The sequence below is a fragment of the Curtobacterium flaccumfaciens genome, from assembly GCF_013359815.1.
GTDB classification, from domain to species: domain Bacteria; phylum Actinomycetota; class Actinomycetes; order Actinomycetales; family Microbacteriaceae; genus Curtobacterium; species Curtobacterium flaccumfaciens.
The window spans coordinates 65,204-90,106 of sequence record NZ_JABMCF010000037.1; the positions used below are offsets into that span (position 1 = coordinate 65,204).

General features: G+C 70.7%; 28 protein-coding genes. 25 read left to right on the forward strand and 3 right to left on the reverse strand.

Annotated elements, in window-relative coordinates:
• The first annotated feature begins 153 nt into the window (after positions 1–153).
• From rpsP to trmD, 4 genes are read left to right on the forward strand one after another with little or no spacing between them, the layout of a single operon-like run.
• Positions 154–567, forward strand: a complete 414-nt coding sequence (rpsP, locus tag HP445_RS10635; protein WP_027465884.1) for a 30S ribosomal protein S16 — start codon at positions 154–156, stop codon at positions 565–567.
• Between the two features lie 3 nt (positions 568–570).
• Positions 571–807 (forward strand): RNA-binding protein, encoded by a 237-nt coding sequence (locus tag HP445_RS10640; RefSeq protein WP_017888258.1) that lies wholly within the window; start codon positions 571–573, stop codon positions 805–807.
• A gap of 19 nt (positions 808–826) precedes the next feature.
• A complete protein-coding gene (rimM, locus tag HP445_RS10645; RefSeq protein ID WP_171907871.1) occupies positions 827–1,372 on the forward strand; it encodes a ribosome maturation factor RimM in 546 nt (181 codons plus the stop codon).
• Positions 1,373–1,377: 5 nt separating this feature from the next.
• A complete protein-coding gene (gene trmD, locus HP445_RS10650; RefSeq protein ID WP_027465882.1) occupies positions 1,378–2,070 on the forward strand; it encodes a tRNA (guanosine(37)-N1)-methyltransferase TrmD in 693 nt (230 codons plus the stop codon).
• A 149-nt stretch (positions 2,071–2,219) separates the two neighbouring features.
• On the opposite strand, the gene map is transcribed toward trmD, so the two are convergent.
• Entirely contained in the window at positions 2,220–3,011 is a 792-nt protein-coding gene (map, locus tag HP445_RS10655) for a type I methionyl aminopeptidase (RefSeq protein ID WP_128780076.1), read from the reverse strand.
• A 168-nt stretch (positions 3,012–3,179) separates the two neighbouring features.
• Between map and rplS the strand changes: the two genes are divergently transcribed.
• The 9 genes from rplS to HP445_RS10700 all read left to right on the forward strand — a co-directional run bounded on the left by rplS (position 3,180) and on the right by HP445_RS10700 (position 10,198).
• Complete coding sequence (gene rplS, locus HP445_RS10660) at positions 3,180–3,536, forward strand: 50S ribosomal protein L19 (protein WP_017888254.1); 357 nt, start codon at positions 3,180–3,182, stop codon at positions 3,534–3,536.
• Between the two features lie 123 nt (positions 3,537–3,659).
• Positions 3,660–4,403 (forward strand): signal peptidase I, encoded by a 744-nt coding sequence (gene lepB / locus HP445_RS10665; RefSeq protein ID WP_027465880.1) that lies wholly within the window; start codon positions 3,660–3,662, stop codon positions 4,401–4,403.
• The gene (gene rnhB / locus HP445_RS10670; RefSeq protein ID WP_128780075.1) at positions 4,400–5,107 is read left to right on the forward strand and encodes a ribonuclease HII; all 708 of its coding nucleotides are present in this window, start codon (positions 4,400–4,402) and stop codon (positions 5,105–5,107) included. Before lepB ends, rnhB begins: the two co-directional genes overlap by 4 nt.
• 45 nt (positions 5,108–5,152) lie before the next feature.
• Complete coding sequence (locus tag HP445_RS10675; protein ID WP_017888251.1) at positions 5,153–5,476, forward strand: DUF2469 family protein; 324 nt, start codon at positions 5,153–5,155, stop codon at positions 5,474–5,476.
• A 117-nt stretch (positions 5,477–5,593) separates the two neighbouring features.
• The gene (locus tag HP445_RS10680) at positions 5,594–5,944 is read left to right on the forward strand and encodes a histone-like nucleoid-structuring protein Lsr2 (RefSeq protein WP_017888250.1); all 351 of its coding nucleotides are present in this window, start codon (positions 5,594–5,596) and stop codon (positions 5,942–5,944) included.
• A gap of 163 nt (positions 5,945–6,107) precedes the next feature.
• A complete protein-coding gene (locus HP445_RS10685) occupies positions 6,108–6,485 on the forward strand; it encodes a YraN family protein (protein ID WP_258727579.1) in 378 nt (125 codons plus the stop codon).
• Entirely contained in the window at positions 6,482–8,005 is a 1,524-nt protein-coding gene (locus HP445_RS10690) for a YifB family Mg chelatase-like AAA ATPase (protein WP_128780073.1), read from the forward strand. The genes HP445_RS10685 and HP445_RS10690 overlap by 4 nt, the downstream gene beginning before the upstream one ends.
• The gene (gene dprA / locus HP445_RS10695) at positions 8,005–9,240 is read left to right on the forward strand and encodes a DNA-processing protein DprA (protein WP_128780072.1); all 1,236 of its coding nucleotides are present in this window, start codon (positions 8,005–8,007) and stop codon (positions 9,238–9,240) included. The genes HP445_RS10690 and dprA overlap by 1 nt, the downstream gene beginning before the upstream one ends.
• Before the next feature lie 25 nt (positions 9,241–9,265).
• Positions 9,266–10,198, forward strand: coding sequence for a tyrosine recombinase XerC (locus tag HP445_RS10700; RefSeq protein WP_128780071.1), 933 nt, complete (start codon positions 9,266–9,268; stop codon positions 10,196–10,198).
• Between the two features lie 67 nt (positions 10,199–10,265).
• Here the strand turns inward: HP445_RS10700 and HP445_RS10705 are convergent, their stop codons facing one another.
• Positions 10,266–10,856, reverse strand: coding sequence for a M23 family metallopeptidase (locus HP445_RS10705; RefSeq protein WP_128780070.1), 591 nt, complete (start codon positions 10,854–10,856; stop codon positions 10,266–10,268).
• Between the two features lie 333 nt (positions 10,857–11,189).
• On the opposite strand from HP445_RS10705, the gene HP445_RS10710 reads away from it, so the two are divergent.
• From HP445_RS10710 to HP445_RS10755, 10 genes are all read left to right on the forward strand, one after another.
• On the forward strand, positions 11,190–12,632 hold the full coding sequence (locus HP445_RS10710; protein ID WP_241660369.1) for a sugar porter family MFS transporter: 1,443 nt from the start codon (positions 11,190–11,192) through the stop codon (positions 12,630–12,632).
• A 322-nt stretch (positions 12,633–12,954) separates the two neighbouring features.
• Positions 12,955–13,872, forward strand: a complete 918-nt coding sequence (gene rpsB, locus HP445_RS10715; protein ID WP_027465874.1) for a 30S ribosomal protein S2 — start codon at positions 12,955–12,957, stop codon at positions 13,870–13,872.
• Positions 13,873–13,960: 88 nt separating this feature from the next.
• Positions 13,961–14,788: a translation elongation factor Ts gene (gene tsf, locus HP445_RS10720; protein ID WP_027465873.1), complete on the forward strand. Its 828-nt coding sequence runs from the start codon at positions 13,961–13,963 to the stop codon at positions 14,786–14,788.
• Positions 14,789–14,915: 127 nt separating this feature from the next.
• Positions 14,916–15,635: a UMP kinase gene (gene pyrH, locus HP445_RS10725; protein WP_071406376.1), complete on the forward strand. Its 720-nt coding sequence runs from the start codon at positions 14,916–14,918 to the stop codon at positions 15,633–15,635.
• Positions 15,636–15,682: 47 nt separating this feature from the next.
• Positions 15,683–16,237 carry a ribosome recycling factor gene (gene frr, locus HP445_RS10730; RefSeq protein WP_027465871.1) on the forward strand — a complete coding sequence of 185 codons (555 nt, stop codon included), beginning with the start codon at positions 15,683–15,685 and terminating at the stop codon, positions 16,235–16,237.
• A gap of 65 nt (positions 16,238–16,302) precedes the next feature.
• Positions 16,303–17,247 (forward strand): phosphatidate cytidylyltransferase, encoded by a 945-nt coding sequence (locus HP445_RS10735; protein ID WP_111233087.1) that lies wholly within the window; start codon positions 16,303–16,305, stop codon positions 17,245–17,247.
• A gap of 77 nt (positions 17,248–17,324) precedes the next feature.
• Positions 17,325–17,873, forward strand: coding sequence for a DivIVA domain-containing protein (locus HP445_RS10740; RefSeq protein ID WP_071406375.1), 549 nt, complete (start codon positions 17,325–17,327; stop codon positions 17,871–17,873).
• Between the two features lie 186 nt (positions 17,874–18,059).
• Positions 18,060–18,935 carry an aggregation-promoting factor C-terminal-like domain-containing protein gene (locus HP445_RS18660; RefSeq protein ID WP_241660367.1) on the forward strand — a complete coding sequence of 292 codons (876 nt, stop codon included), beginning with the start codon at positions 18,060–18,062 and terminating at the stop codon, positions 18,933–18,935.
• 12 nt (positions 18,936–18,947) lie between these two features.
• Positions 18,948–19,250, forward strand: a complete 303-nt coding sequence (locus tag HP445_RS10750; RefSeq protein ID WP_110863985.1) for a hypothetical protein — start codon at positions 18,948–18,950, stop codon at positions 19,248–19,250.
• The gene (locus tag HP445_RS10755; RefSeq protein ID WP_128780068.1) at positions 19,247–19,996 is read left to right on the forward strand and encodes an alpha/beta hydrolase; all 750 of its coding nucleotides are present in this window, start codon (positions 19,247–19,249) and stop codon (positions 19,994–19,996) included. Before HP445_RS10750 ends, HP445_RS10755 begins: the two co-directional genes overlap by 4 nt.
• A gap of 88 nt (positions 19,997–20,084) precedes the next feature.
• Here HP445_RS10755 and HP445_RS10760 read toward each other — a convergent pair whose 3' ends face one another.
• Positions 20,085–21,926 carry a coiled-coil domain-containing protein gene (locus HP445_RS10760; RefSeq protein WP_128780067.1) on the reverse strand — a complete coding sequence of 614 codons (1,842 nt, stop codon included), beginning with the start codon at positions 21,924–21,926 and terminating at the stop codon, positions 20,085–20,087.
• Positions 21,927–22,110: 184 nt separating this feature from the next.
• Between HP445_RS10760 and HP445_RS10765 the strand changes: the two genes are divergently transcribed.
• Together HP445_RS10765 and HP445_RS10770 are read left to right on the forward strand one after the other, a co-directional pair.
• Positions 22,111–23,853 carry a DUF8094 domain-containing protein gene (locus HP445_RS10765; RefSeq protein ID WP_128780066.1) on the forward strand — a complete coding sequence of 581 codons (1,743 nt, stop codon included), beginning with the start codon at positions 22,111–22,113 and terminating at the stop codon, positions 23,851–23,853.
• On the forward strand, positions 23,850–24,860 hold the full coding sequence (locus HP445_RS10770; RefSeq protein WP_128780065.1) for a tetratricopeptide repeat protein: 1,011 nt from the start codon (positions 23,850–23,852) through the stop codon (positions 24,858–24,860). Before HP445_RS10765 ends, HP445_RS10770 begins: the two co-directional genes overlap by 4 nt.
• Positions 24,861–24,903: the final 43 nt, after the last annotated feature.

A 24,903-nucleotide genomic window follows, 5' to 3' on the forward strand; every position in this document is an offset into this window, starting at 1 on the left:
GCATCACGGCCGGGAATCTGCAAGAATGAACGGTCGAATCGCCGCAGCTCGACCCTCTATCCAGCTGTGAGCGATCTCTCTCGAGCTTTCGCCGTGTGTGCCCCCACGCCCGCGGTTCCAGTTCAACCACAACGAAAGCAAACAGGAGCAATTGTGGCTGTCAAGATCCGTCTGAAGCGTCTCGGTAAGATCCGTGCGCCCTACTACCGCATCGTCGTCGCCGACTCGCGCACCAAGCGCGATGGTCGTGTCCTCGAGGAGATCGGTCAGTACCACCCGACCGAGGAGCCCTCGGTCATCAAGATCGAGTCCGAGCGTGCGCTCTACTGGCTCGGCGTCGGCGCGCAGCCGACCGAGCAGGTCGCGGCCCTCCTCAAGCTGACCGGCGACTGGGCCAAGTTCAAGGGCGAGAAGGACACCGAGTCCAAGGTCAAGGTCGCCGAGCCGAAGCCGGCCTTCCAGGTCGACTCCTCGAAGAAGGCCGTGCTCAAGCCGAAGTCGGAGAAGACGGCTCCCGCCGCCAAGGCCGACGACGCCGAGACCGCCGACGAGACGACCGAGGCGTAGTCCTTGCTCGAATCCGCGCTGACGCACCTCGTCAAGGGGATCGTCGATCACCCTGACGACGTGCGCGTCGCCAGCTCCACCTCCCCACGCGGCGAGGTCCTCGAGGTGCGCGTGCACCCCGAGGACCTCGGCCGCGTGATCGGTCGCGCCGGGCGCACCGCCAAGGCGCTCCGCACCCTCGTCACGGCCCTGGCCGACGGCAAGCGCGTGCGGGTCGACGTGGTGGACACCGATTCCTAGGGAGACGACCCAGCTCCGGGTGGGTCGAATCACGAAGGCGCACGGGCTCAAGGGCGGCATCAAGCTCGAGCTCTACACCGACGACCCGGATCGTCGGTTCACCCCGGGCGCCACCTTCACGCTCCAGGTCCCCGACGACTCACCGTGGTCGGGCAAGACCCTCGAGCTGGATGAACTCCGCTGGTACAACGGTCACCCCGTCGCGTTCTTCGCCGGGATCGACGACCGCACCGCGGCCGAGTCCCTGGCGCGCATCATCCTCTGGGTCGAGCAGGACGCCGACGCCGAGACCGGTGAGGACGACGCCTGGTACGACCACCAGCTCGTCGGGCTCAAGGTCCTGCGTGACGGCGTCGAGGTCGGCACCGTCGCCCGCGTGGACCACATGCCCGCACAGGACCTGCTCGCGATCGACACGCCGTCCCGCGGCGAGGTCCTCGTGCCGTTCGTCTCGGCCATCGTGCCCGCGGTCGACATCGCGGCCGGCACCGTCACGGTCACGCCCCCGCAGGGCCTGTTCGAGGATCCCGAGGACACCTCGCGCCCCGAGACGGTCACGGACTAGTCCCCGTGCGGATCGACATCGTCACGATCTTCCCGGAGTTCTTCTCCGTGCTCGACGTGTCCCTGCTGGGCAAGGCCCGCTCCGGCGGTCTGCTCGACCTGCACGTGCACGACCTGCGGTCGTGGACCACCGACCGACACCGCACCGTCGACGACACCCCGTACGGCGGTGGCGCCGGCATGGTGATGAAGCCGGAGCCGTGGGCGCAGGCGCTCGAGGCGCTCTTCCGCCCCGACGGCTCGTCGACCCTGGTGGTCCCGACGCCGGCCGGCACGCCTTTCACGCAGTCGATCGCGCGGTCGCTCGCGTCGACGTCGGAGCACCTCGTGTTCGCCTGCGGGCGGTACGAGGGCATCGACGCCCGCGTCTTCGAGTGGGCGTCGTCGCGCGCCACCGTCGTCGAGCTCTCGCTCGGCGACTACGTGCTGAACGGCGGCGAGGTCGCCGCGATGGCGATGATCGAGGCCGTCGGACGACTCGTCCCCGGCGTCGTCGGCAACCCCGAGTCGCTGGTCGAGGAGTCCCACGAGGACGGCCTGCTCGAGTACCCCTCGTACACCAAGCCCGCGTCGTGGCGCGGCCTCGACGTCCCTGACGTCCTGCTCAGCGGGCACCACGCCCGCGTCGGTGCCTGGCGGCACGAGCAGCAGCTGGAGCGAACGCGGCGCGTCCGTCCGGACCTGCTGCCGCCTGCCTGACCTGCTGGCGCGTCTGCCGGCTGGACGAGTTTCGGGCTGAGCGACACTCCTCGCGGTTCGTTCCGCGTGAACTGTCGCTGAGCACGAAACCCGGCCCCGCCGTGTCTGCCTGGAGGCACGGGGCGGGCCCGCACCGTGCCTCCAGCCCGTCAGACGGTCGGGTCGGCGCGCTGGGCGCGACGCAGGGTCAGGACCTCGGGGCCGGCCTCGGTGACCGCCACGGTGTGCTCGACGTGCGCGGCACGTGAGCCGTCGACACTGCGCAGCGTCCAGCCGTCGTCGTCCTGGTAGAGCTCGTCGGTGGTCTGCATGAGCCACGGCTCGATCGCGACGACCAGACCCGGCCGGAGCTTCAGGCCGCGACCCGGACGGCCGTCGTTCGGCACGTGCGGGTCCCCGTGCATCGTGCGACCGACGCCGTGCCCACCGAACTGCAGGTTCACGTCGTGACCGGCCTGGTGCGCCACGTGACCGATGGCGTGCGAGACGTCGCCGAGCTTGTTGCCGGGAGCCGCCTGAGCGATGCCGGCGGCCAGTGCTCGTTCGACCGTGGCGATCAGGGCCTGGTCCTCGTCGCGCGGTGTGCCGACCTGGACGCTGACGGCGGAGTCCGCGACCCAGCCGTCCACGCTCGCGGCGAAGTCGAGGCTCACGAGGTCGCCGTCCTGCAGCACGTGGTCGTGCGGCAGGCCGTGCAGGGCGGCGTCGTTGACCGAGGTGCAGAGGTTCTTGCCGAACGGCGACATGCCGAACGACGGGTGGTAGTCGACGTAGCAGCTCTCCGCCCCGCGTTCGGCGATCATCCGGGCTGCGACGCGGTCGAGGTCGAGCAGGTTGACGCCGACGTCGACGGTCTCGAGCAGCTCGTCGAGGACGTCGGCCACGAACCGGCCGGCGACGCGCAGTCCGTCCAGCTCGGCGGGGGTGCGGAGTTCGATCATGGGTCCATCCTCGTCGTTTTGTCTCCCGCGCTCTGTGTGGCATTATTGAACGCTGTGCCCTGGCTGGACTCTGCCACGGGGGAGTCGCCGACACCGGGCACGCACCACCACTTTCCGAACCTTCGATCCGCGGCGACCCGTGCGCGTCCGCAGAGAGTGAAACCCACCATGAGCCAGCTCCTCGACAACGTCGACGCAGCATCGCTGCGTACCGATGTCCCGGACTTCCGTCCCGGCGACACCATCAAGGTGCACGTCAACATCATCGAAGGCACGCGCTCGCGTATCCAGGTCTTCCAGGGAGTCGTCATCGGCCGTCAGGGCCACGGCATTGGCGAGACCTTCAAGGTCCGCAAGGTGAGCTTCCAGGTCGGCGTCGAGCGCTGGTTCCCGGTGCACTCGCCGATCATCGATCACATCGAGATCGTCACCAAGGGTGACGTCCGTCGTGCGAAGCTCTACTACCTGCGCGAGCTCCGCGGCAAGGCGGCCCGCCGCAAGATCAAGGAGAAGCGCGACGCCTGATCGCCTTCACAGTGAACGTCCGCGAGCCGGACGCCGCTGCGAGCCCCTCGTCCATGTACGGTTGTGCATCGACGGGGGGCTCTTCCCATTTGCGGGGAGTCAGTGGTTCGAACGAGAGCGGAAATGACGGACACGACAGAGGATTCCGGGCGCAGGCCACGTGCCGAGAAGCAACGGAACGGTGTCCTCACATTCCTCCGCGACCTCGTCATCATCTTCATCGCGGCACTGCTCGTGTCGTTCCTGGTGAAGACGTTCCTGATCCGGTCGTTCTACATCCCGTCGGCGTCGATGGAGAACACGCTCCAGATCAACGACCGCGTCATCGTGAACGAGCTCGTCCCCGGCGCCGTGGCGCTGAAGCGGGGAGACGTCGTCGTCTTCAAGGACCCGGGCGGTTGGCTCACCGGGTCCGAGGTGCCGAGCGTCACGCCGGACACCCAGCCCGCGAAGGCCATCGACTGGGCACTGACCCAGGTCGGTCTCGGCACCGGTGACAGCGACGACCACCTGATCAAGCGCGTCATCGGTCTGCCCGGTGACAAGGTGTCCTGCTGCAACGACCTCGGGCAGATGTCGGTGAACGGTGTGCCGATCAAGGAGCCGTACCTGAAGCTCCCCGCCGGCGCCCCGGCCTCGGCGACCGACTTCTCGGTCACCGTGCCGAAGGGCACCATCTGGGTGATGGGCGACAACCGGAACGACTCGAAGGACTCCCGGTACAACGGCGACACCCCGTCGAAGGGCTTCGTCCCGATGTCCGACGTCACGGGTCGCGCGTTCGTCATCTCGTGGCCGGCGAGCCGCTGGACGTGGCTCGACGACCACCCCGAGGTGTTCGCCGGCGTGGAGGAGCGCGACGAGTGACCGCCGTCCGTCCGTCGCTCCGGGTCGAGAAACGTCTGCTCGCCGAGGGCCGCGTGACGGTCATCGGCATGGACGAGGTCGGCCGTGGCGCCATCGCCGGTCCGGTCGGCGTCGGTGTGGCCGCGGTGACGCTCGACATCGGTCGTGTGCCCCAGGGGCTCGCGGACTCGAAGCTGCTGTCGGAGGCGCGCCGGACCGACCTCGTGCCCGTCGTGCAGCGCTGGGCGCGCACGGCGGTCGGCATGGCGTCGGCGGAGTTCGTCGACCAGCAGGGCATCGTGCCCGCCCTCGGTGCAGCCGGTGCCCAGGCGCTCGGCTCCCTGGTCGCCGACGGGGTGTCCCTCGACGGCGCGGTGGTCGTGCTCGACGGCTCGTTCGACTGGTTGAGCCGTGCTCTGCCCGCGTCGCTCCGTCCGGCCACTGATCCGCTCGAGGTCGTCGTCCGGGTCAAGGCCGACCGCGACTGCGCCTCGGTGGCCGCGGCGTCCGTGGTGGCCAAGGTCGCCCGTGACGCGCTCATGATCTCCGCGCACGACGAGGCTCCGCACTACGGGTGGGTGTCGAACAAGGGCTACGGGTCGACGGCGCACTACGACGCGATCCGGGCGATCGGGGCGCACGCGCTGCACCGGAAGTCGTGGCTGCACCAGGCCTCGAGCGTCGCGCTGGACGGGTTCGACGAACTCGACGCCCTCGCCGGTTGAGCCCGTCGTCCGCACGGGCCTCCGTCGCCGTAGACTGTGGGCGCAATGGATGAGGACGAATTCGACGACTACGACCGCGAGGTCGAGCTGGCCCTGTACCGCGAGTACCGCGACGTGGTGTCGCAGTTCCGTTACGTGGTCGAGACGGAGCGCCGTTTCTACCTGGCGAACGAGGTCGAACTCGTGCGCCGTGACACGGAGCACGACTTCTACTTCGAACTGACGATGAACGATGTCTGGGTCTGGGATGTCTACCGTTCCGACCGGTTCGTCAAGGGTGTCCGGGTACTCACGTTCAAGGACGTGAATGTCGAGGAACTCACGACGCGGGAACTCGAACTGCCGAAGGAACTCGCACTCGACGAGTGATCGTCAATTTCCTTTCTCCTGCTTCTTTCTCGGTGAATCGCCGCTGATCCGGACCGTCAGGGAAATGTGCGCGCTATTCTGATGGGGAAATAACCGCCCCACGAACAGGAGCACCCCATGGCACAGAAGGTCACCGTCCAGCTCGTCGACGACCTCGACGATTCCCCCATCACCACCGGTGAAGGCCGGACGGTCGAATTCGCGTTCGACGGCTCGTCGTACGAGATCGACCTGTCGAACGACAACGTCGACAAGTTCCGCGAGGCGATCTCCGACTACATCGCCGCAGCGCGCAAGGTCTCCGGTCGTCGCACCGGCGGCGGTTCCGCGCCGAAGTCCGCCCCGAAGCGCGGCAACTCCGAAGAACTCGGCAAGATCCGCGAGTGGGCCAAGGAGAACGGGTACGAGGTCTCCTCCCGCGGGCGCATCTCGACGCAGGTGCAGGAAGCCTACGCAGCAGCGCACTGACGCTCGTCGCAGCAGGACCCGGGTGATCTCGATCGCCCGGGTCCTTCTTCTTTCCTCCACAGGGGCAATTCGTCCGCACTGATTCCACAGAGTCTCCGAGTTCGCCGATCGGTGTGTTCGTTCCGAAGATCGTTGTCGTGGAGGCAACGACATGGAACAAGACGTGCAACGAGCACCGGGGCGGTCGCTCCGGAACGGCCGACTCGGACGATTCGGTGAAGAGCGAGCGGTGGCCTGGCTCGAAGCCCGGGGATTCCGCGTGCTCGAGCGGAACTGGCGATGTGCGCGCGGTGAGATCGACATCGTCGCGTGGGATTCCTGCACGCTCGCCTTCATCGAGGTGAAGACCCGTTCCGGCGCCGCCACCGGTCACCCGTTCGAGGCGATCACGGCGGCGAAGCTCACCCGGATGCGACGACTCGTGCCCGAGTGGTTCGACGCGCATCCCCAGGTCTCGGCGCGCGCGGTCCGGGTGGACGTCGTCGCGGTCCACGTCGACGGTCCCCGCACCGTCGTCGAGCACCTGCCGGGTGTGCTGTGACCGGCATCGGACGCGCTGCCGCGGTCGCGCTCCTCGGGGTCACCGGTCGGCGCATCGAGGTCGAAGCGCACCTGACCAGCCAGCTGCCGGCGTTCAGCATCATCGGGCTGCCCGACACCTCGTTGGGCGAGGCACGGGAACGTGTGCGATCCGCGGCGGCCAACGCGGGGTGTCCGCTGCCCGCCCGCCGCATCACCGTGAACCTGACCCCGGCGGCGATCCCGAAACGCGGTTCGGGGTTCGACCTCGCCATCGCGATGGCCGTGCTCGCCGGTGCCGGTCTCGCGCCGGACGTCTCGGAGCGCATCGTCTACATCGGCGAACTCGGCCTCGACGGCAGGGTGCGTCCGGTCCCCGGCGTGATCCCGATGCTGATCGCCGCGCGCGACGCCGGTGTGGACCGCGTCGTGCTGCCCGTCGGCAACCTGACCGAGGCCCGTGTGGTCGGCGGGGTCCGGATCCGGGGCGTGGACTCGTTGCGGGCGGCGGCGATCGACGCCGGGGCACTCCTGCCGACGGTCGAGGTCGACCCGGTGCTGCCGGTCCCGGTCACGGCCGTGCCGCGTCCCGTGGCCGAGCTGTCGGACGTCGTGGGGAACCCGGTCGGCGTCCGAGCGCTCATCGCGGCGGCGGCCGGTGGACACCATGCCCTGCTGCTCGGGCCGCCGGGTGCCGGCAAGACCATGCTCGCCGAACGGCTGCCCGGGCTGCTGCCCGACCTCGACGACGAGACCGCGCTCGAGGTCGCTGCGGTCCGGTCCGTCGCCGGGCTGGGCCCCGCGTCGTGGAGTACGAAGCCACCGTGGGAAGCCCCGCACCACTCCGCGTCGGCGGTGTCGCTCATCGGCGGCGGATCCGGGGTCCTGCGCCCCGGAGCCGTGTCGCGCGCCACCGGGGGCATCCTGTTCCTCGACGAGGCGCCGGAGTTCCCGCGGGCCGTGCTCGACGCGCTCCGGCAACCGCTCGAGTCCGGGCGGATCACGATCCACCGTGCGGCGGGAGCGGCCGAGTTCCCCGCACGCTGCCAGGTCGTCCTGGCGGCGAACCCCTGTCCGTGCGGCAACGCCGGTGGTGCGCACGGGCAGCCGTGCGAGTGCACGCCGAGCACCGTCCGCCGGTACCTCGGCCGCATGTCCGGGCCGCTGCTCGACCGGATGGACATCCGGGTGCTGGTGCCCCGGGTGACGACGGGTCGGATGCGGGATGCGGACGGCAGCACCCCGACGACGGCGGTCGCGCGTGCGGCGGTCGCGGCAGCACGAGCCCGCATGGCGGAGCGACTGCACGGCACAGGATGGACGCGCAATGCCGAGGTCACCGGGACGTGGCTCCGAGCCGAGGGACGCATCGAACCCGGGTCGACGGCGGACCTCGACCGCGCACTCGACCTCGGGACCCTGACGATGCGCGGGTGGGACCGTGTGATGCGACTGGCGTGGACGCTCGCCGACCTCGACGCGGTGGAGCGGCCCACGGGCGCGCACGTCCGCGGCGCCCTGGCCCTGCGGAGCGCGCTGTGATGCCGGCGGGCACGGAGCTCCTCGACACCGTGGCGCGCCTGCTCGGGCCCAGCGGTGCCGCGGTGGACCCGGTGCAGGCCACGGCACGGGTTGCCTGGTCGGCCATCGTCGAACCGGGGGACTCCGTCGCCGGAGAGCTCGTCAACGGCCTCGGACCCGAGCGCGCGCTCGGTGCGGTGCTGCTCGCCGCCGACGGAGACTTCGATTCGCTGCTGGGATGCTGCGTCGACGCCGAGGTGCCGGGCGCCGAGGACCCAGCGGTGCTGCTCGGCGTGCTGCAGACCGCGGTGGAACGCTGGCGGCCTCGATTGGCCGCCGTCGAGGTGGGCGACGTGCTCGCGGCGGCCGGTGCGGTCGGTGCCGGACTGCTGGTCCCCGAGAGCGACGGGTGGCCGCCCGCGATGGACGACCTCGGGCCGCACGCCCCGGTGGTCCTCTGGACGCGCAGCACGGGTGCACGCCTCGGTGACGGGATACCGGCGCTCGGGGTCGTGGGGTCCCGCGCGAACACGGTGGCCGGTGCCGAGGCCGCGGCGGAGATCACCTCGACGGCGGCGGACGCGGGATGCCTCATCGTGAGCGGGGGTGCCTACGGCATCGACGCGGTGGCGCACCGTGTCGCCGTCGCCGCGGGGACGCCCACGGTCGCCGTCCTGGCGGGTGGGATCGACCAGCTCTACCCGGTGGGCAACGCGCAGCTGCTCCACAACGTGGCGCGGCAGGGGGCGTTGCTCGCCGAGTCGGCTCCGGGGACGCGACCGACGCGGTGGCGTTTCCTCGCCCGGAACCGACTGATCGCGGCGCTGGCCGACGTGACGGTCGTGGTCGAGGCCGGCGCACGGTCCGGGGCGCTCAACACCGCCCACCACGCCGCGCAGCTCGGCCGGCCGGTGTTCGCGGTACCGGGAGCGTTCGCGTCCTCGGCATCGGTTGGGTGCCATCGACTCATCGCACAAGGGCGGGCGCAGATCGTCGTGCACCCCGGCGATCCGGTCGCGGCGGCGAGACCGGCGACCGGGACGAGCGGGGGAGCGGTGCCGGACGAACCGCTCCTGTCCGGTCGGCAGGACCCCGAGGTGCTCCGGGTGCTCGATGCGCTCGGTCGTCGCGCTCTGCCCGAGGCCGAGATCGCCCGTCGGGCGGGCATGTCGGCGGCCGACGTCGCCGACGCGCTCGCCCTGGCGCAGCTGCAGGGACTCGTCGTCGCGAGCGGCGGCGGGTGGGGGCGGGCATGACGGTCGACAGCCGTACGCTGACGTCGTGGTTGCGCGGACGGACGGTCGACTGGTGGTGGCGGTGGACGCCTTCCTCGGGCACGCCCGGCACGCACGGGGCCTCAGCGAGCAGACCCTGCGCGCGTACGCCAACGACCTCGAGCAGCTCGCGGCGTTCGCGGACGCCCGAGGGGTCGACCGCGTCGCCGACCTCGAGCTCGAGCTCCTGCGTGACTGGCTGTGGGACGCCGACCACCGGGGGCTCGCCCGGTCGACGATCGCTCGGCGGTCTTCGTCCGTACGGGCGTTCACGCGGTGGGCGAGCGAGACCGGGGTGACGACGACCGACGCGGGGGTCCGGCTCCGTGCACCGAAGGGCGGGGCGCACCTTCCCCGCGTCGTGTCGGCCGATCAGGTGCGCGTCCTGCTCGACGGGCTCGGTGCCCGGGCGGCGACGGACGACCCGACGGCGCTGCGGGACCTGGCCCTCGTCGAGCTCCTGTACGCGGCGGCGATCCGGGTCAGCGAACTCGTCGGGATCGACGTGACCGACGTCGATCGCGGACGCTTGACCGTGCGGGTGCTCGGCAAGGGCGGCAAGGAACGCGTGGTGCCGTTCGGGGTTCCGGCGCGGGACGCACTCGAGGCGTGGCTCGAGCGCGGACGGCCCGCCCTCGTCGCACGGGCCGAGGGACCGGCAGGCACGGCGCTGTTCCTCGGCGACCGTGGCGCCCGGCTCGGCGTCCGCAGTGCCTACCGCGTGGTGGCGCGGTTGCTCGGCGACCTGCCGGGCGAGGGCCCGAGCGGGCCGCACACCTTCCGCCACACCGCGGCGACGCACCTGCTCGACGGGGGAGCGGACCTGCGCGCGGTGCAGGAACTCCTCGGCCACGCCAGCCTCGGCACGACGCAGATCTACACGCACGTGTCGTCGGCGCGGCTGCGCGAGGTCTACCGGACGGCGCACCCGCGCGCCTGACGGGGGGGGCGACGTGCGTTCCGGTCAGTTCCCGGTCAGCTTCCGATCGGCTTCCGGTCGGCTCCGCTCACCCGGGCCAGGCCGACTCGGGCAGGAGCACCGGCCACTCGGCGGGTGGCAGGTACGCCATCGGGTCGACGTAGCGACCGTCGACGCGAGCACCGAGGTGCAGGCACGGTGCCGACGCCGGACAGTGCCCGACCGAGACACGGCCGACCGGCGTGCCCTGCACGACCTCGTCCCCTGCGGCGACCAGGGGTGTCACCGAGTCAAGGGTGCTGACCAGTCCGTCGCCGTGGTCGATCGTCACGACGGTGCGACCACCGACCGCGCCGGCGAACGCCACGGTGCCGTCGTCCACCGCCGAGGCAGTGCTGCCGAGGGCCGCCGGGACGTCGAGGCCCCGGTGGCCGGCGGCGTAGTCCGAGGACGGTGCCTCCCAGGCGCGCTCGACCACCCGCGACCCGGTGGGCCAGACCCAGCGAGCCTCGACCCAGCCCGAGTCGGTCGCAGTGCCCACCGTCGCCCCGGACCCCACCGACGCCCCGGCTCCCGTCGACGGCGCGGCACCGAACACCGCGGCACCGAACACCGCCGTCCCGCTCAGCACCGCTGCGCACACCACGGACAGCAGGACGGGACGTGCGCTCGATTGCATGTCCCCAGCCTGGGCAGTGGAACCCGGGCCCGGGGCGGGCGGGGGCGATCCGTGGAGGGGGAGCCGCGCCTCCTGGCCTGGGGAGGAACGTGCCGAGGACGGAAACGACAGAACCGACGTCGTACGACGGCGACAGTGTCGTTCCGCGTCGGCACCCAAGCGAGCCCGCCCGACCCCGCGCCGTCCCGATCACGCCCCCGGTTATGACCAGATCCCGAGCGAGGAGTACAGTCGGGGCCGCTCCGGAACACGCAACGCCGCTCGGACGGCGAACCAGCCGACCGCCGGGGCACCGTGCTGCACACCGGCACGGCGGCAGAACCCAGGAGCATCGTGTCCACCACGACCACCGGGCACGGCGAAGACCGTGCGTTCAAGGGGAAGGTCACCCTGTTCGCCATCGCGGCGGCGGTCGGTGGCTTCCTGTTCGGCTTCGACTCGTCCGTCATCAACGGCGCCGTCGACGCGATCAAGGGTGAGTTCAACCTCTCCGACGCGGCCAGCGGTTTCGCCGTCGCCTCGGCCCTGATCGGTTGTGCGTTCGGCGCCTACTTCGCCGGCCGCCTCGCCGACCGCTACGGCCGCACCCGGATCATGTTCTGGGCCGCGGTGCTGTTCTTCGTCTCGTCGATCGGTTCGGCGTTCGCGTTCGCGACGTGGGACCTCGTGATCTGGCGTCTCGTCGGCGGTCTCGGCATCGGTACCGCCTCGGTCATCGCACCGGCGTACATCTCCGAGGTCTCCCCGAAGGCGATCCGCGGGCGGCTGGCCTCGTTCCAGCAGCTGGCGATCACGCTCGGTATCTTCGCCGCGCTCCTGTCCGACCAGCTCTTCGCCGTCACCGCGGGCAGCGCCTCGGCCGAGGTCTGGGGTCTCGCGGCCTGGCGCTGGATGTTCCTGGTCGGGGTGATCCCCTCGGTCGTCTACGGCGTCCTGGCGATCACGCTGCCGGAGTCCCCGCGCTACCTGCTCACCAAGGGCCGTGCTGACGATGCGCGCGTCGTGATGGGCAAGATCGTCCCGCGCGACACCGTGAACACGAGCCTGGAGGAGATCCAGGACGGCATCAAGAAGGAAGCCAACGAGAAGAAGGGCTCCATCCGGGGCAACCGCTTCGGGCTCCAGCCGATCGTCTGGGTGGGCATCATCCTGGCCGTGCTGCAGCAGTTCGTCGGCATCAACGTGATCTTCTACTACTCGACGACGCTCTGGCAGGCCGTCGGCTTCAAGGAAGAAGACTCGTTCCTCATCTCCACGATCACCTCGGTGGTCAACGTCGCCGTCACCTTCGTGGCGATCTTCCTGGTCGACAAGGTCGGCCGCAAGCCGCTGCTCGTCGCCGGTTCCGCGGGCATGTTCGTCTCGCTCACCATGGTCGCCGTCGCGTTCTCGCAGGCGACGATCGTCGACGGCAGCCCGAGCCTCCCCGGCTCGTGGGGCGTCATCGCGCTGATCTTCGCGAACCTCTTCGTGGTGTCCTTCGGCGCCACGTGGGGTCCGCTCATGTGGGTCCTGCTCGGCGAGATGTTCCCGAACCGCATCCGCGCCACGGCGCTCGGCATCGGCTCGGCCGCCAACTGGATCGCGAACTTCATCGTGACGATCTCGTTCCCGGTGCTCTCGGGCTTCAACCTGACGGTCACCTACGGCATCTACGCGCTGTTCGCGCTGCTGTCGCTGTTCTTCGTCATCGCCAAGATCCCGGAGACCAAGGGCCGCTCGCTCGAGGAGATGGGCATCTCCGCCGACGGTGACACGGTGGACGCCAAGGCCTGATCGGCCGGTCGCGCACCGCGTCCGTTCCGCACGGATCGCCGGACAGGAGGCCCGGATCACGTCAGCCGCGAGGCGCGCGTGATCCGGGCCTCCCTTCTGTTAGCATCTATCCAGCAGCGTGCTGATGCGCGCTGACTTCGCGTGTCCACCAAGCCCTCACGGGCTCGGTACCCGACCACCGGTCCTGCTCTCACGAGCGGGCGGTCGCGTGCCAGGACACCAGGGACCACGACCGACGGTCGTGATCGACACAACCGCAACAGGTCCGCAGCGACGTGCGAGAGCACGGCTGCGCGCCGAGAACACAGAAGGAGGACGGCACATGGCCGTCGTCACCATCCGCCAGCTGCTCGACAGCGGCGTCCACTTCGGACACCAGACCCGTCGGTGGAACCCGAAGGTGAAGCGCTTCATCCTCGCCGAGCGCTCGGGCATCCACATCATCGACCTGCAGCAGTCACTGGCCTTCATCGACCGCGCGTACGACTTCGTCAAGGAGACGGTCGCGCACGGTGGCACGATCCTCTTCGTGGGCACCAAGAAGCAGGCGCAGGGCTCCATCGCCGAGCAGGCGACCCGCGTCGGCCAGCCGTACGTCAACCAGCGTTGGCTCGGCGGTCTGCTCACGAACTTCCAGACGGTCTCCAAGCGCCTCGCGCGCATGAAGGAGCTCGAGGAGATCGACTTCGACGACACGACGAAGGGCTTCACCAAGAAGGAGCTCCTCATCAAGAAGCGCGAGCTGGACAAGCTCCACAAGACCCTCGGTGGTATCCGCAACCTCACGCGGACCCCGAGCGCGCTCTGGATCGTCGACACCAAGAAGGAGCACCTCGCCGTCGACGAGGCGCAGAAGCTCGGTATCCCGATCATCGGCATCCTCGACACCAACTGCGACCCCGACGAGATCACGTACCCGATCCCGGGCAACGACGACGCGATCCGCTCCGTCGGTCTGCTGACCCGCATCGTCGCCGACGCCGCGGCCGAGGGCCTGAAGACCCGCCACAACGGTGGCGACGAGGACGAGGCCAGCGAGCCCCTCGCCGAGTGGGAGCAGGAGCTCCTCGGTGGCGAGACCGCCGCCACGACCGAGGCGCCCGCCGCCCCGGTCGAGGAGAACGACGCTGACGCGCAGGTCGCCGCGAAGGAGATCGGCGAGCCGATCGCCGACGAGGCGAAGAACGCGGAGCCGACGGCCGAGGCCGAGGCAGCCGCGGAGACCACCCCCGCCGAGTGAGTCGCCGGGGCGCCGGACCCCACCGGGTCCGGCGCCCCGACTGCACTCCACTCTCCACACACGTACAGTCCAGAAAGGACTCCAGTCAATGGCAAACTTCACCGCTGCTGACGTGAAGAAGCTCCGCGAGGACCTCGGCGCCGGCATGATGGACGCGAAGAACGCGCTCGTCGAGGCTGACGGCGACTACGACAAGGCCGTCGAGCTGCTCCGCATCAAGGGTGCCAAGGCCGTCGCCAAGCGCGACGACCGTGCCACCTCCGAGGGCGTCGTCGTCGCGACCTCCGAGAACGGCGCCGCCACGGTCGTCGAGCTCGCGAGCGAGACCGACTTCGTCGCGAAGAACGAGAAGTTCACGACCCTCGCCGACAAGGTGCTGGGCGCGGTCGCCGCTGCCGGTGCCGCCGACGTCGCTGCTGCCAACGCCGCACCGCTGGACGGCAAGACCGTCCTCGAGGTCGTCAACGAGTCGGCTGCCGCGCTGGGCGAGAAGCTCGAGGTCCGCACGGTCCGCCGTGTCGAGGGCTCGGCCTTCGAGATCTACCTGCACAAGACCAGCCAGGACCTGCCGCCGCAGATCGCCGTCGTCATCGCGTACGAGGGTGACAACGCCGCCGAGGCACGTTCGATCGCACAGCACGTCGCGTTCGCGAACCCGACGTACCTGACCCGCGACGAGGTCCCGGCCGAGGCCATCGAGAAGGAGCGTGCGACCGTCGAGGCGATCACGCGCGAAGAGGGCAAGCCCGAGGCTGCGCTCCCGAAGATCGTCGAGGGCCGGGTGAACGCCTACATCAAGCAGGTGTCGCTCCTCGACCAGGACTACGCGAAGGACAACAAGATCTCCGTCGCGAAGGCCGCCGAGAACGCCGGCATCACGATCCAGGGCTTCGCCCGCGTCAAGGTCGGCGCGTAACGAACCCGTGACGGGGTCAGGAACCAACCAGGTTCCTGGCCCCGTTTTTCGCGCGCGCCGGCACGACACGCGCGCGACACATCCGCGAGTACATTTCCACGAGACCACGACGAAGGGTGCGGACCAGATGACCGACGAGAAGACCGGACGACGCCGCGTTCTGCTGAAGCTGTCGGGAGAGGCGTTCGGCGCCGGCTCCCTCGGGGTGAACCCCGACGTGATCGGCACCATCGCCAAGGAGATCGCCGTCGCCGCGCGCGAGGTCGAGATCGCGATCGTCGTCGGCGGGGGCAACTTCTTCCGCGGAGCCGAGCTCTCGCAGCGCGGCATGGACCGCGGGCGCGCCGACTACATGGGCATGCTCGGCACGGTGATGAACGCACTCGCGCTGCAGGACTTCCTTGAGCAGGCGGGCGCTGCGACCCGCGTGCAGTCCGCGATCGCGATGACCCAGGTCGCGGAGCCGTACATCCCGCGGCGCGCCGAGCGGCACCTCGAGAAGGGTCGGGTCGTCATCTTCGGCGCCGGTGCCGGACTGCCGTACTTCTCCACCGACACGGTGGCGGCGCAGCGTGCGCTCGAGATCAAGGCGGACGAGGTCCTCGTCGCCAAGAACGGCGTCGACGGCGTGTACACCGCCGACCCGAAGAAGGACGCCACCGCCGAGAAGCTGCACCACGTGACCTACCAGGACGCCCTGCTCAAGGGCCTCAAGGTCGTCGACGCCACCGCGTTCTCGCTCTGCATGGACAACGGCATGCCGATGCACGTCTTCGGCATGGAGGGCGACGGCAACGTCCAGGCCGCGATCCGTGGCGAGCGCATCGGCACCGTCGTCAGCAACTGACCCCCGGCGCTGACTAGACTCGACGCCAGTACCGAAGGAGTAACACCGTGATCAGTGATGTCCTGACCGAAGCCACCGAGAAGATGGCGAAGGCTGTCGAGGTCGCCAAGGACGACTTCTCGACCGTCCGCACCGGCCGCATCAACGCGGCGCTCTTCCAGAAGATCCCGGTCGAGTACTACGGCACGCCGACGCCGCTCGCGCAGCTCGCGTCGCTGCAGACGCCCGAGGCCCGCACGCTCATCGTGACGCCGTACGACAAGACGGCGCTCAAGGAGATCGAGCGCGCGATCGCGACGTTCCCGAACCTCGGCGCCAGCCCGACGAACGACGGCGACATCGTCCGCGTGACGATCCCGGAGCTCACGAAGGACCGCCGCAAGGAGTTCGTCAAGCTCGTGCGGACGAAGGGCGAAGACCACAAGGTCGTCGTCCGGAACATCCGCCGCAAGGCCAAGGACGACCTCGACGCACTCAAGGGTGAGATCTCCGACGACGAGATCTCGCGCGGCGACAAGGACCTCGAGGCCCTGACGAAGAAGCACGTCGACCAGATCGACGAGTCGCTGAAGAAGAAGGAAGCCGAACTCCTCGAGGTCTGATGCGTCGCTCCGACCAGGGCGATGACCGCCCCACAGCAGAGCACGGGCCCGCGTCGAGCGGGCCCGTGAAGAAGGGGCTCCGTCAGGACTTCGATGCGCGCGCACGAGCGGCGCGCACCGACTTCGAGGCGCAGCTCCGCCAGCGCAAGGCCGACTTCGGCGCGCGCAACGAAGCGCTGACCGCGCGGACCGGGCGCAACCTGCCGGCGGCGATCGGCATCGCGCTCGCGTTCGCGGTCGTGATGCTCGGCACGCTGCTCCTCTGGCCGCCGTCCTTCATGGTCGTCGCGGCGTTCCTGCTGGGCGTCGGCGTCTACGAACTCACGAGCGCCATGCGGTTCGCCGGCCGCGACGTCCCGCGGATCCCGAGCGTCGCCGTCGCGATCGCGATCGTGCCGGCGGCGTTCCTGCTCGGCCAGGTCGCGGCGCTGTTCACCCTGCTCGGCGGCATCGTCCTGATCAGCGTCTGGCGACTGCTCGAGGTCGCCGTCGCGCGGCAGAAGCCCCCGGCCGGCAACGTCGCCCGAGACCTCACGAACGGGTTGTTCGTGCAGGCATACATCTCGCTGCTCGGCGCCTGCGTGGTGCTGCTCTCCGCCCAGCCGGACGGCAACCTCTGGGTGATCGGGTTCATCCTCGTCGTCGTCGCGGTCGACACCGGCGCGTACGCCACCGGGCTGAACCTCGGCAAGCACCCGATGGCACCGCGCATCAGCCCCAAGAAGACGTGGGAGGGCTTCGCCGGGTCCGTGGCGGCGAGCATCGTCGTCGGCATCCTGGTGGCCGTGTTCATGCTCGGGCTGCCCTGGTGGACCGGTGTCCTGCTCGGTGTGCTCATCTCCGGTTCGGCCACGCTCGGCGACCTGACCGAGTCGATGATCAAGCGCGACCTCGGCATCAAGGACATCTCGTCGTTCCTGCCCGGACACGGCGGCCTGCTCGACCGCATCGACAGCATCCTGCCGTCCGCCGCAGTCGCCTACGTGCTGTACCTGATCGTCAACCACTGACCGCTGTCGGGCCCGGCTGAACGCCGCACTCAGCGCGTTCAGGTTGTGCCACGGTCGGGGACTGGCAGAATGACGCCGTGGCCACCACCTTCCCGACCGCAGCCCGCTCCGCCCTCGGTTACGACGTCGACGAAGTCGAGCGTTTCCTCGAGGACGCCCGGCGCGCGTACTCCGCCGACGACAGCGCCCCCGGCATCGAGGCCGCGAAGATCCGCGCCACGGCGTTCTCGATGCGCAAGGGCGGCTACTCCACGTCGCACGTCGACGCCGCACTCGAGCGACTCGAGGACGCCTTCGCGGCCCGCGAGCGTGAGCGGGAGATGAGCGAGGTCGGCAAGAAGGCCTGGTACGCCGAGGCGCGGACGAAGGCCTCCGACGTCGTGGCGCGGCTCGAACGGCCCGACGGGCAGCGGTTCAGCCGGGTCAGCGTGCTCGGCACCGGCTACCACCCGAAGGACGTGGACGCGTTCGCCGCCCGGCTCGCCGGGTACTTCCGCGAGGGCAAGCCGCTCAGCCTCACCGAGGTCCGCTCGATCGTCTTCCGCCCGAAGCACGGCGGGTACCGCGAGGCGCAGGTCGACGCCCTGCTCGACGCCGTCGTCGAAGTGATGCTCGCTGTCCGGTGACGACGCGCTGTCCCCAGGTGCTTCGCTTTCCGTGATCGTTCCGTTACCCTGGTCCTACTCATGGGCAGGCACACGGCAGACTCAAGCTCCGACCGCGATACCCGCGAGCACCTCAGCCTCCAGGCTTCCGGTGAGCGCCGCGCGGCAATGCAGCGAACCCGCACGACGGAGACGTCGGCGTTCGGGGTGACCCCGCAGGTAGCGCCCGCGACGACGGGTCCGGTCGCCACGCCGAAGTCGGTGGCGGCGAACCGCGTCTCCGACGAGCGTGTGGCGTCCTTCGCCCACGATGCCCTGGTCGAGGCCGACCAGCGTCCCGCGAAGGAGCGCACCGCGACGGTGCAGCGCCGTGCGACGCCGAAGCTCGCGAAGCCCACCGCGTCGTCGGTGAACGCCGTCGCCCGCAAGCGCGCGATCGCCCCGATGATGTCCTTCGTCGGCGTGTTCCTGTTCGTCGGCGGCTCGCTGTTCAACCCGCTGCAGGCCGACGTGGCACAGGCCGCCGTCGACACCCCGGTGCTCGTGAAGACGCCGCCGGCGCCGCAGCAGTACACCGCGCACGGCACCTACGCCGTGGCCGCCGCCGACCGTGACGGCTACGACGTCACCGTCCCGGCCCCGAAGGTCGTCAAGCCCGTCGTCGAAGAGGACGAGGCCGACGCCGACGCCGAGACCACCGACGACAGCGCGGACGCCGCGGCCACCGAGACCCAGCCGGTCTCGGCCGCCAACACGCTCGCCGCCACCGCCGCGACGCCCGACCCGGGCAGCGCGCAGGCGATCGCCCTGCAGCAGGTCACGGCTCGTGGCTGGGGGACCGACCAGTACAACTGCCTGGTCTCGCTGTGGAACAAGGAGTCCGGCTGGCGGGTGAACGCCTACAACCCCAGCGGTGCGTACGGCATCCCGCAGGCCCTCCCCGGCAGCAAGATGGCCACGGCCGGCGCCGACTGGCAGACCAACCCGGCGACGCAGATCACCTGGGGTCTCAACTACATCGCCGGCGTCTACGGCACCCCCTGCGGTGCCTGGGGACACAGCCAGGCCAACAACTGGTACTGATCGGCTGCTCGGGTGCCGCGCAGCAACCGGCCGCGGCGTCCCCGTGGTCGCGACGTCGAGCCTGACGAGGAGACCACCCTCGACCGGCTGATGAGCTCGTGGAAGCGCACCGAGGTCCGCCACGGTCGCGAGTACCAGGTGCAGCCGATCTCGGCCGCGTCGGCGCAGAAGGAGTACATCTGCCCGGGATGCGGCGGAAGCGTCCTGCCCGGCACCGCCCACGTGGTGGTCTGGCGTGCGGACGGCGTGCTCGGCGACGCCGCCGACCTGGCGTCGCGCCGGCACTGGCACAACCACTGCTGGAGCATCGCATGACCGAGCACGACGTGCCGCACGACACCGAGATCCGGTCCGCCACCGTGTTGCCGGCCCGTCGCACCGAGGTCGAGCTCGTCACGGACGACCACCTGACGCTCGTCGGTGAGCTCGCCGAGCCGGCCGACGCCCCGGCCCGCGGGACCATCGTGACGCTCCACCCCCTGCCGACCGCGCACGGGTTCATGGACTCGCACGTCCTCAAGAAGGCCGCGGCACGGTTGCCCGCCCTCGCCGACATCGCGGTGCTGCGGTTCAACTTCCGGTCCGTCACGTCCCCGCGCGGCACGTCCGAGGGCGTCTTCGGCGAGGGTGTGTCCGAGGGCTTCGACCTGCGCGCCGCCGTCGCCGAGGTCGTCGACCGCGGCCTGCCGACGCCGTGGCTGGTGGGGTGGTCCTTCGGCACCGAGGTGATCCTCAAGCACGCGCTCGAACACGTCGAGGCCGGCACGGTCGCCGGTGTCGTCCTGCTGTCCCCGCCGCTGCACCGCACCTCGGACGAGGAGCTCGCCCGCTGGGCTGCCGTCGGGGTCCCGGTCGTGGCGCTCGTCCCCGAGCACGACGACTTCCTGCAGCCCGAGGCCGCGGCGGCACGGTTCGCGCTCGCCCCGAACGTCCGGGTCGTGCCCGTCGACGGTGCGAAGCACCTGTGGGTGGGGGAGCGGTACGTGCGGATCGTCCTCGACGCGATCGCCGACCTCGTCGTGCCGGGCAGCGCCCCGCTGCCGACCCACTGGCCCGTCTGAGCACGTCCGCACGACGCCCTGCGGCCTGCCACCTGCACCAGGTGGGACGGCCTGGAGGCGCGGGGGCGCGCCTCCAGGTCGTGGATCGTCAGCGGTCGGTCGCGTCCACGTCGTCGTCAGCGTCCGCAGCGGACGCTGCGGCGGGTGCCGTGCCGAGCAGGCCCGTGGCGTTCGTGAGGACCCCGCGGAGGTTCTCGAGGTAGCCCGCGACGGCTTCGCGTTCGGTGCGGATCGCCGCCAGGCGGTCCTCGGCCTCGGCGATCACGCCGGCGGTGCGCTCCTCGGCGTCGGCGACCATCCGGTGCACGCGGTCCTGCGCGTCGGCGACGATGGTGCGGGCGTGCTCCTGGGCCTCGGCCGTGCTGGTGCGCTCGAGGTCGTCGGCCTCCTGCTGCAGGCGTTCGGCGCGTTCGCGGGCCTCGGTCGCGCGGCGCGTGGCCTCGGCGAGCTGCAGGTTGGCCTCGTCCAGGTACTTCTGCGTCTCGGTCACCGTCTCGTGGTGCTTCCGCAGGTAGTCCTGCTCGGCGTCGTCGCGGCGGGACGCGAGTTCCGACTCGAGCGTCGTGCGGGCCTCGTCGCGCTCCCGGGCGATCTCGGCACGGACCTCGTCGCGCTCCTTGACCAGGGCGGCGCGTGCGGTGTCGATCTCCTGCCGCAGGGCGGTGCGCTCGGCCTCGAGCACCCCGAGCTCGGCGGTGCGGCGGTCGGCGATCTCGGTGTCGACCTCGGCGTGCTCGCGCTCGCGTCGGGCGGCGATGGCGTTCTCGTGCTCCCGGACGGCACGCTCGGCTGCCGCATCGGCCTCGGCGCGCTCCTGCGCGATCCGGGCGTCGTGCTCCTCGAGCTCACGGGCGATCCGGTCGGCGGTCTCCTGCACCAGGCGCGCGTTCTCGACGCGGGTCTGCTCCTCGTCGACGCGGAGCTGCGCCTGGGCCGCCTCGATCTCCTGCTCGAGTGCGGTGCGGGCTGCGGCGAGTTCGCGGTCCCACTGGGCGCGGGCCGCAGCGAGTTCCTCGTCGAGCTCGCGGCGGCGGTCCGCGACCTCGGAGTCGAGCTCGGCGCGTCGGCGCGTGACCTCGGACTCGAGTTCGGCGCGACCGGTCTCGAGTGCCAGCGCGTGTGCCTGCTGCTCTTCGTCACGCTCACGGTGCCAGGCGGCACGGCCCTCGGTGACCTCGCGCTCCAGGGCCTCTCGCCGGGTCGTCTCCTCGCGGTCGAGGTCCTCGGTGCGGCGGGCGTGGTCGGCCTCGAAGACCGAACGGCGGTGCTCGGTCTCGCGGTCGAGCTCGGCGGCAGCGGTGCGGGCGTCGGCGGACTCGCGCTGGGCGATCTCGCGCAGCTCGGCGACCTCGTGCTCGACCTGGGCGCGCAGTGCGTTCGTCTCGCGGATGGCGACGGAACGGACCTCGGCGGCCTCGGTCACGGCTGCCCCGCGGATCGCGGCGGCTTCGTTGCGGGCGTCCTGCGTGAGGAGACCGGCCTCGGCGCGGGCACGTTCGACGGTGTCGGCTGCCTCGGCGCGGGCGCGGGTCAGTTCGTTGGTGGCGCGGGTGCGGGCGTCCTCGAGGGTGTCGCGCGCTTCCTCCTGGGCCTCGCGGACGGTGCGCTCGGCTTCGGCGCGGCTCGAGGCACGGAGCCGCTGGGCGTCGATGTCCGCCTGGCTGATGAGGCGGGTCGACTGTTCCTCGGCCACACGCAGGGTGGACTCGAGGCGGGTGCCCAGTCCGCTGTACGTGGGGGTGCCGGCTTCGTCGAGCTCACCCTGCAGTTCGGAGACCCGGGCCTGCAGGAGACGGATCTCCTTCGCGGCGTCGGCGCGGTCGTTGTTCGACTTGATGAGCTCGCGGCGCAGGTCGTTCAGCGAACGCTCCACCTCGTCGCGGCGGTACCCCCGCAGCTCGGTCCCGAACTCGGCCTCGTCGTTCGCCACGTGTCGCTCCTGGGTGCTCGGCGGAGGGCCTGGATCGGCCCGCGGTCGATTGTAGTGGCGGCCGGAGCGGGTCGTCTGAGTCCGGCGACAGCGCGGATTGATGCGCTGTCCAGCGTTGCTCGCTATCCTGAGTCGCTGATTCGCGCGCCGACATCCCCACCCCGGCGCGGTAGGGAGAGAGTTCGTGCGATTCGTCCTGGCGATCGTCAGTTTCGTCATCGGTCTGCTGCTCGTGGCGCTGGCGGTGGGACAGCGGACCGTGTTCGCGCCGCCGTCCTCGCTCGTGGCCGAGAGCTCGATGACCAGTTCCGCCCCGGTGACCGTGATCCCGGGGACGACGCTCAACGCCAACCCCGGCTACCAGCGCATCAACGTGTCCGGCTCCGGCAAGGTCTTCGCTGCCTACGGCAAGACCGCCGACGTCGACGCCTGGATCGGTGACGCCGAGCACACCACGCTCCGCTTCGACGCCGAGAAGGGCTCGCTGGTCGGGTCGACCTCGGGCAGCGAGACCAGCGTCCCGTCGCCGAAGGGCAGCGACCTCTGGTACCAGGAGTACGACGGTGCCGGACAGTTCACCGTCCGCCTGCCGCAGGACGTCTCGGTCCTCGTCGTGAGCGACGGCAAGGCCGCGGCGCCGAGCGACGTGTCCGTCACCTGGCCGCAGGACACCGCGACGCCGGCGGTCGGTCCGCTGCTCGTGGCCGGCGGCGTGTTCGTCCTCGGAGGCCTCGTGCTGCTCGTCCTCGCCTTCCTGCACCAGCGCCGTGGCCGCGGTCCCCGCCGTCGCAGTGGTGGCAGCCGCCCGCCGCGGGTGCGTGCGTCCCGTCGAGCCGCCGCCGCCGGAGCGCAGGTACCGCGCCGCGGTCGTCGCGGCACGCGCGCCCTCGTCGGCGTCCCGGTGCTGCTCGTCGGTGCCCTGACCCTGGCCGGCTGTTCCTCGGACTACTGGCCGCAGGGCGGCGACCCGTCGCTCGCCACGCCGACCCCGACGGCCACCGCCACGGGGGCTGCGGAGACGACCGAGCCGACGGCTGCGACCAAGCAGCAGATCACCCGCATCGTGCAGCGCACCGCCGCCGTCGCCGAGCAGGCCGACGGGGCGCGCGACCGTGACCTGGTCCGGACCCGGTTCTCCGGAGCGGCGCTCGACCTCCGTCTGGCGAACTACTCGATCCGCGGCAAGGACTCGGACGTCAAGGCACCGCCGGCGATCTCGGCCGCGCAGGTGTGCGTCGCGCTGCCGCAGCAGACCGACACCTGGCCCCGAACGGTCTTCACGATCGTCGCCGAGGACTGTGACGCCAAGTCTGCGCCGCAGGCCCTGACCCTGGTGCAGGACACCGCCCGCGATCCCTACAAGGTGGCGTACGACGTCTCGCTCGAGGCCGACGCGAAGATCCCGAGCCTCGCCCCGACGACGATCGGTGCCGCCCTGCTCGCGCCGGAGTCGAAGCTCCTGACGATCCAGCCCGACCAGGTCGCGACCGCCTACGGCGACATCCTGTCGAAGGACACCGCCAGCGAGTACGCCGACCTGTTCGCGACCGAGGGCGATGCGCTCCGCACCACCATCGGCAAGGCGTACAAGGACAAGAAGGCCAAGGCCCTGCCGGACACGGCGAAGATCGAGTACTCGTCCGAGGTGCCCGCCGACTCCGCGGTCGCGATCGCGACCGACGACGCCGGCGCCCTGGTCTCCGCGGACCTGGACGAGATCGAGAAGGTGACCCCGACCGCGTCGGGCGCCGAGGTGAACACCGAGGGTGCCGTCAAGGCACTGTCCGGCGTGGACACGAGCAAGAAGGGCATCAGCGCGACCTACAGCGTCCAGCTGCTCTTCTACGTGCCGCCGGTCGCCTCGGATGGCAAAGTGGTCCTGCTCGGGTTCACACAGGGCCTGACCGCAGCGAGTGAGGTGCAATGAGCAACATCCCCCCGACCCCGTCCGGGCTCCGCGGAGCCGTGGACCTGTCGTCCCTCGTCGACCGCGCACAGCGGCCGCCCCAGCCGTCCGGTGCTCCCGCCCCGGCGGGTTCCGCCGGCGGAGCCGTTCCCGGCACCGAGGCCGGCGCCGGGAACGGTGCCGACCTGACCGTCCCGTCGCTCGTGATCGACGTCACGGACGCGACGTTCCAGGACGTCCTGGAGCTGTCGAACGTCGTCCCGGTCATCGTGGACATCTGGGCCGAGTGGTGCGGGCCGTGCAAGCAGCTCTCGCCGATCCTCGAGCAGCTCACCGCGGAGTACGACGGCCGCGTGGTGCTCGCCAAGGTGGACGCCGACACGAACCCCCAGCTCGTGCAGGCGTTCCAGGCGCAGTCGATCCCGACCGTCGCAGCCGTGATCGGCGGACGCCCGCTCGGGCTCTTCGTCGGGGCACTGCCCGAGGCGCAGGTCCGCGACGTCTACGAGCAGGTGCTCCAGGCCGCCGAGCAGAACGGCGTGGCCGGTCGCGTGACCGTCGACGGCGCTGCGACCGAGGTCGACGCTGAGCAGGGCGAACCGGAGCCGGAGCCGCTCCCGCCGCACCACCAGGCCGCGTACGACGCGATCGAGCAGGGCGACTACGCCACCGCGATCGAGGAGTACAAGACCGCCATCCTGCAGGACCCGCACGACCAGATGGCCGTCGCGGGACTCGCACAGGTGTCGCTGCTCGACCGGCTGAACGGCCGGACGGCCGACGAGATCCGTGCGGCAGCAGCCGCGGGCCCCCAGGACGTCCATGCACAGCTCGCGGTCGCCGACCTCGACATCTCCGGCGGGCACGTCGACGACGCCTTCGGACGTCTCCTGGACCTGGTGCCGACGGTGTTCGGCGAGGACCGTGAGGCCCTGCGCGTCCGGCTCGTCGAGTACTTCGAGCTCATCGGCAGCGAGGACCCGCGCGTCGTCGCGGCGCGTCGCCGCCTGGCGAACGCCCTGTACTAGACCCGGGATGAGACAGACGGGAGGCCCGGTGCCAGCTGGCACC

Bases quoted from the DNA above. Each gene is read 5' to 3' on its own strand.
- rplS (WP_017888254.1), top strand. From the start codon at position 3,180: ATGAGCCAGCTCCTCGACAACGTCGACGCAGCATCGCTGCGTACCGAT.
- HP445_RS10755 (WP_128780068.1), top strand. From the start codon at position 19,247: ATGACCGAGCACGACGTGCCGCACGACACCGAGATCCGGTCCGCCACC.
- HP445_RS10705 (WP_128780070.1), bottom strand. From the start codon at position 10,856: ATGCAATCGAGCGCACGTCCCGTCCTGCTGTCCGTGGTGTGCGCAGCG.
- rpsB (WP_027465874.1), top strand. From the start codon at position 12,955: ATGGCCGTCGTCACCATCCGCCAGCTGCTCGACAGCGGCGTCCACTTC.
- dprA (WP_128780072.1), top strand. From the start codon at position 8,005: ATGCCGGCGGGCACGGAGCTCCTCGACACCGTGGCGCGCCTGCTCGGG.
- HP445_RS10770 (WP_128780065.1), top strand. From the start codon at position 23,850: ATGAGCAACATCCCCCCGACCCCGTCCGGGCTCCGCGGAGCCGTGGAC.
- HP445_RS10675 (WP_017888251.1), top strand. From the start codon at position 5,153: ATGGATGAGGACGAATTCGACGACTACGACCGCGAGGTCGAGCTGGCC.
- tsf (WP_027465873.1), top strand. From the start codon at position 13,961: ATGGCAAACTTCACCGCTGCTGACGTGAAGAAGCTCCGCGAGGACCTC.
- pyrH (WP_071406376.1), top strand. From the start codon at position 14,916: ATGACCGACGAGAAGACCGGACGACGCCGCGTTCTGCTGAAGCTGTCG.
- HP445_RS10680 (WP_017888250.1), top strand. From the start codon at position 5,594: ATGGCACAGAAGGTCACCGTCCAGCTCGTCGACGACCTCGACGATTCC.
- lepB (WP_027465880.1), top strand. From the start codon at position 3,660: ATGACGGACACGACAGAGGATTCCGGGCGCAGGCCACGTGCCGAGAAG.
- map (WP_128780076.1), bottom strand. From the start codon at position 3,011: ATGATCGAACTCCGCACCCCCGCCGAGCTGGACGGACTGCGCGTCGCC.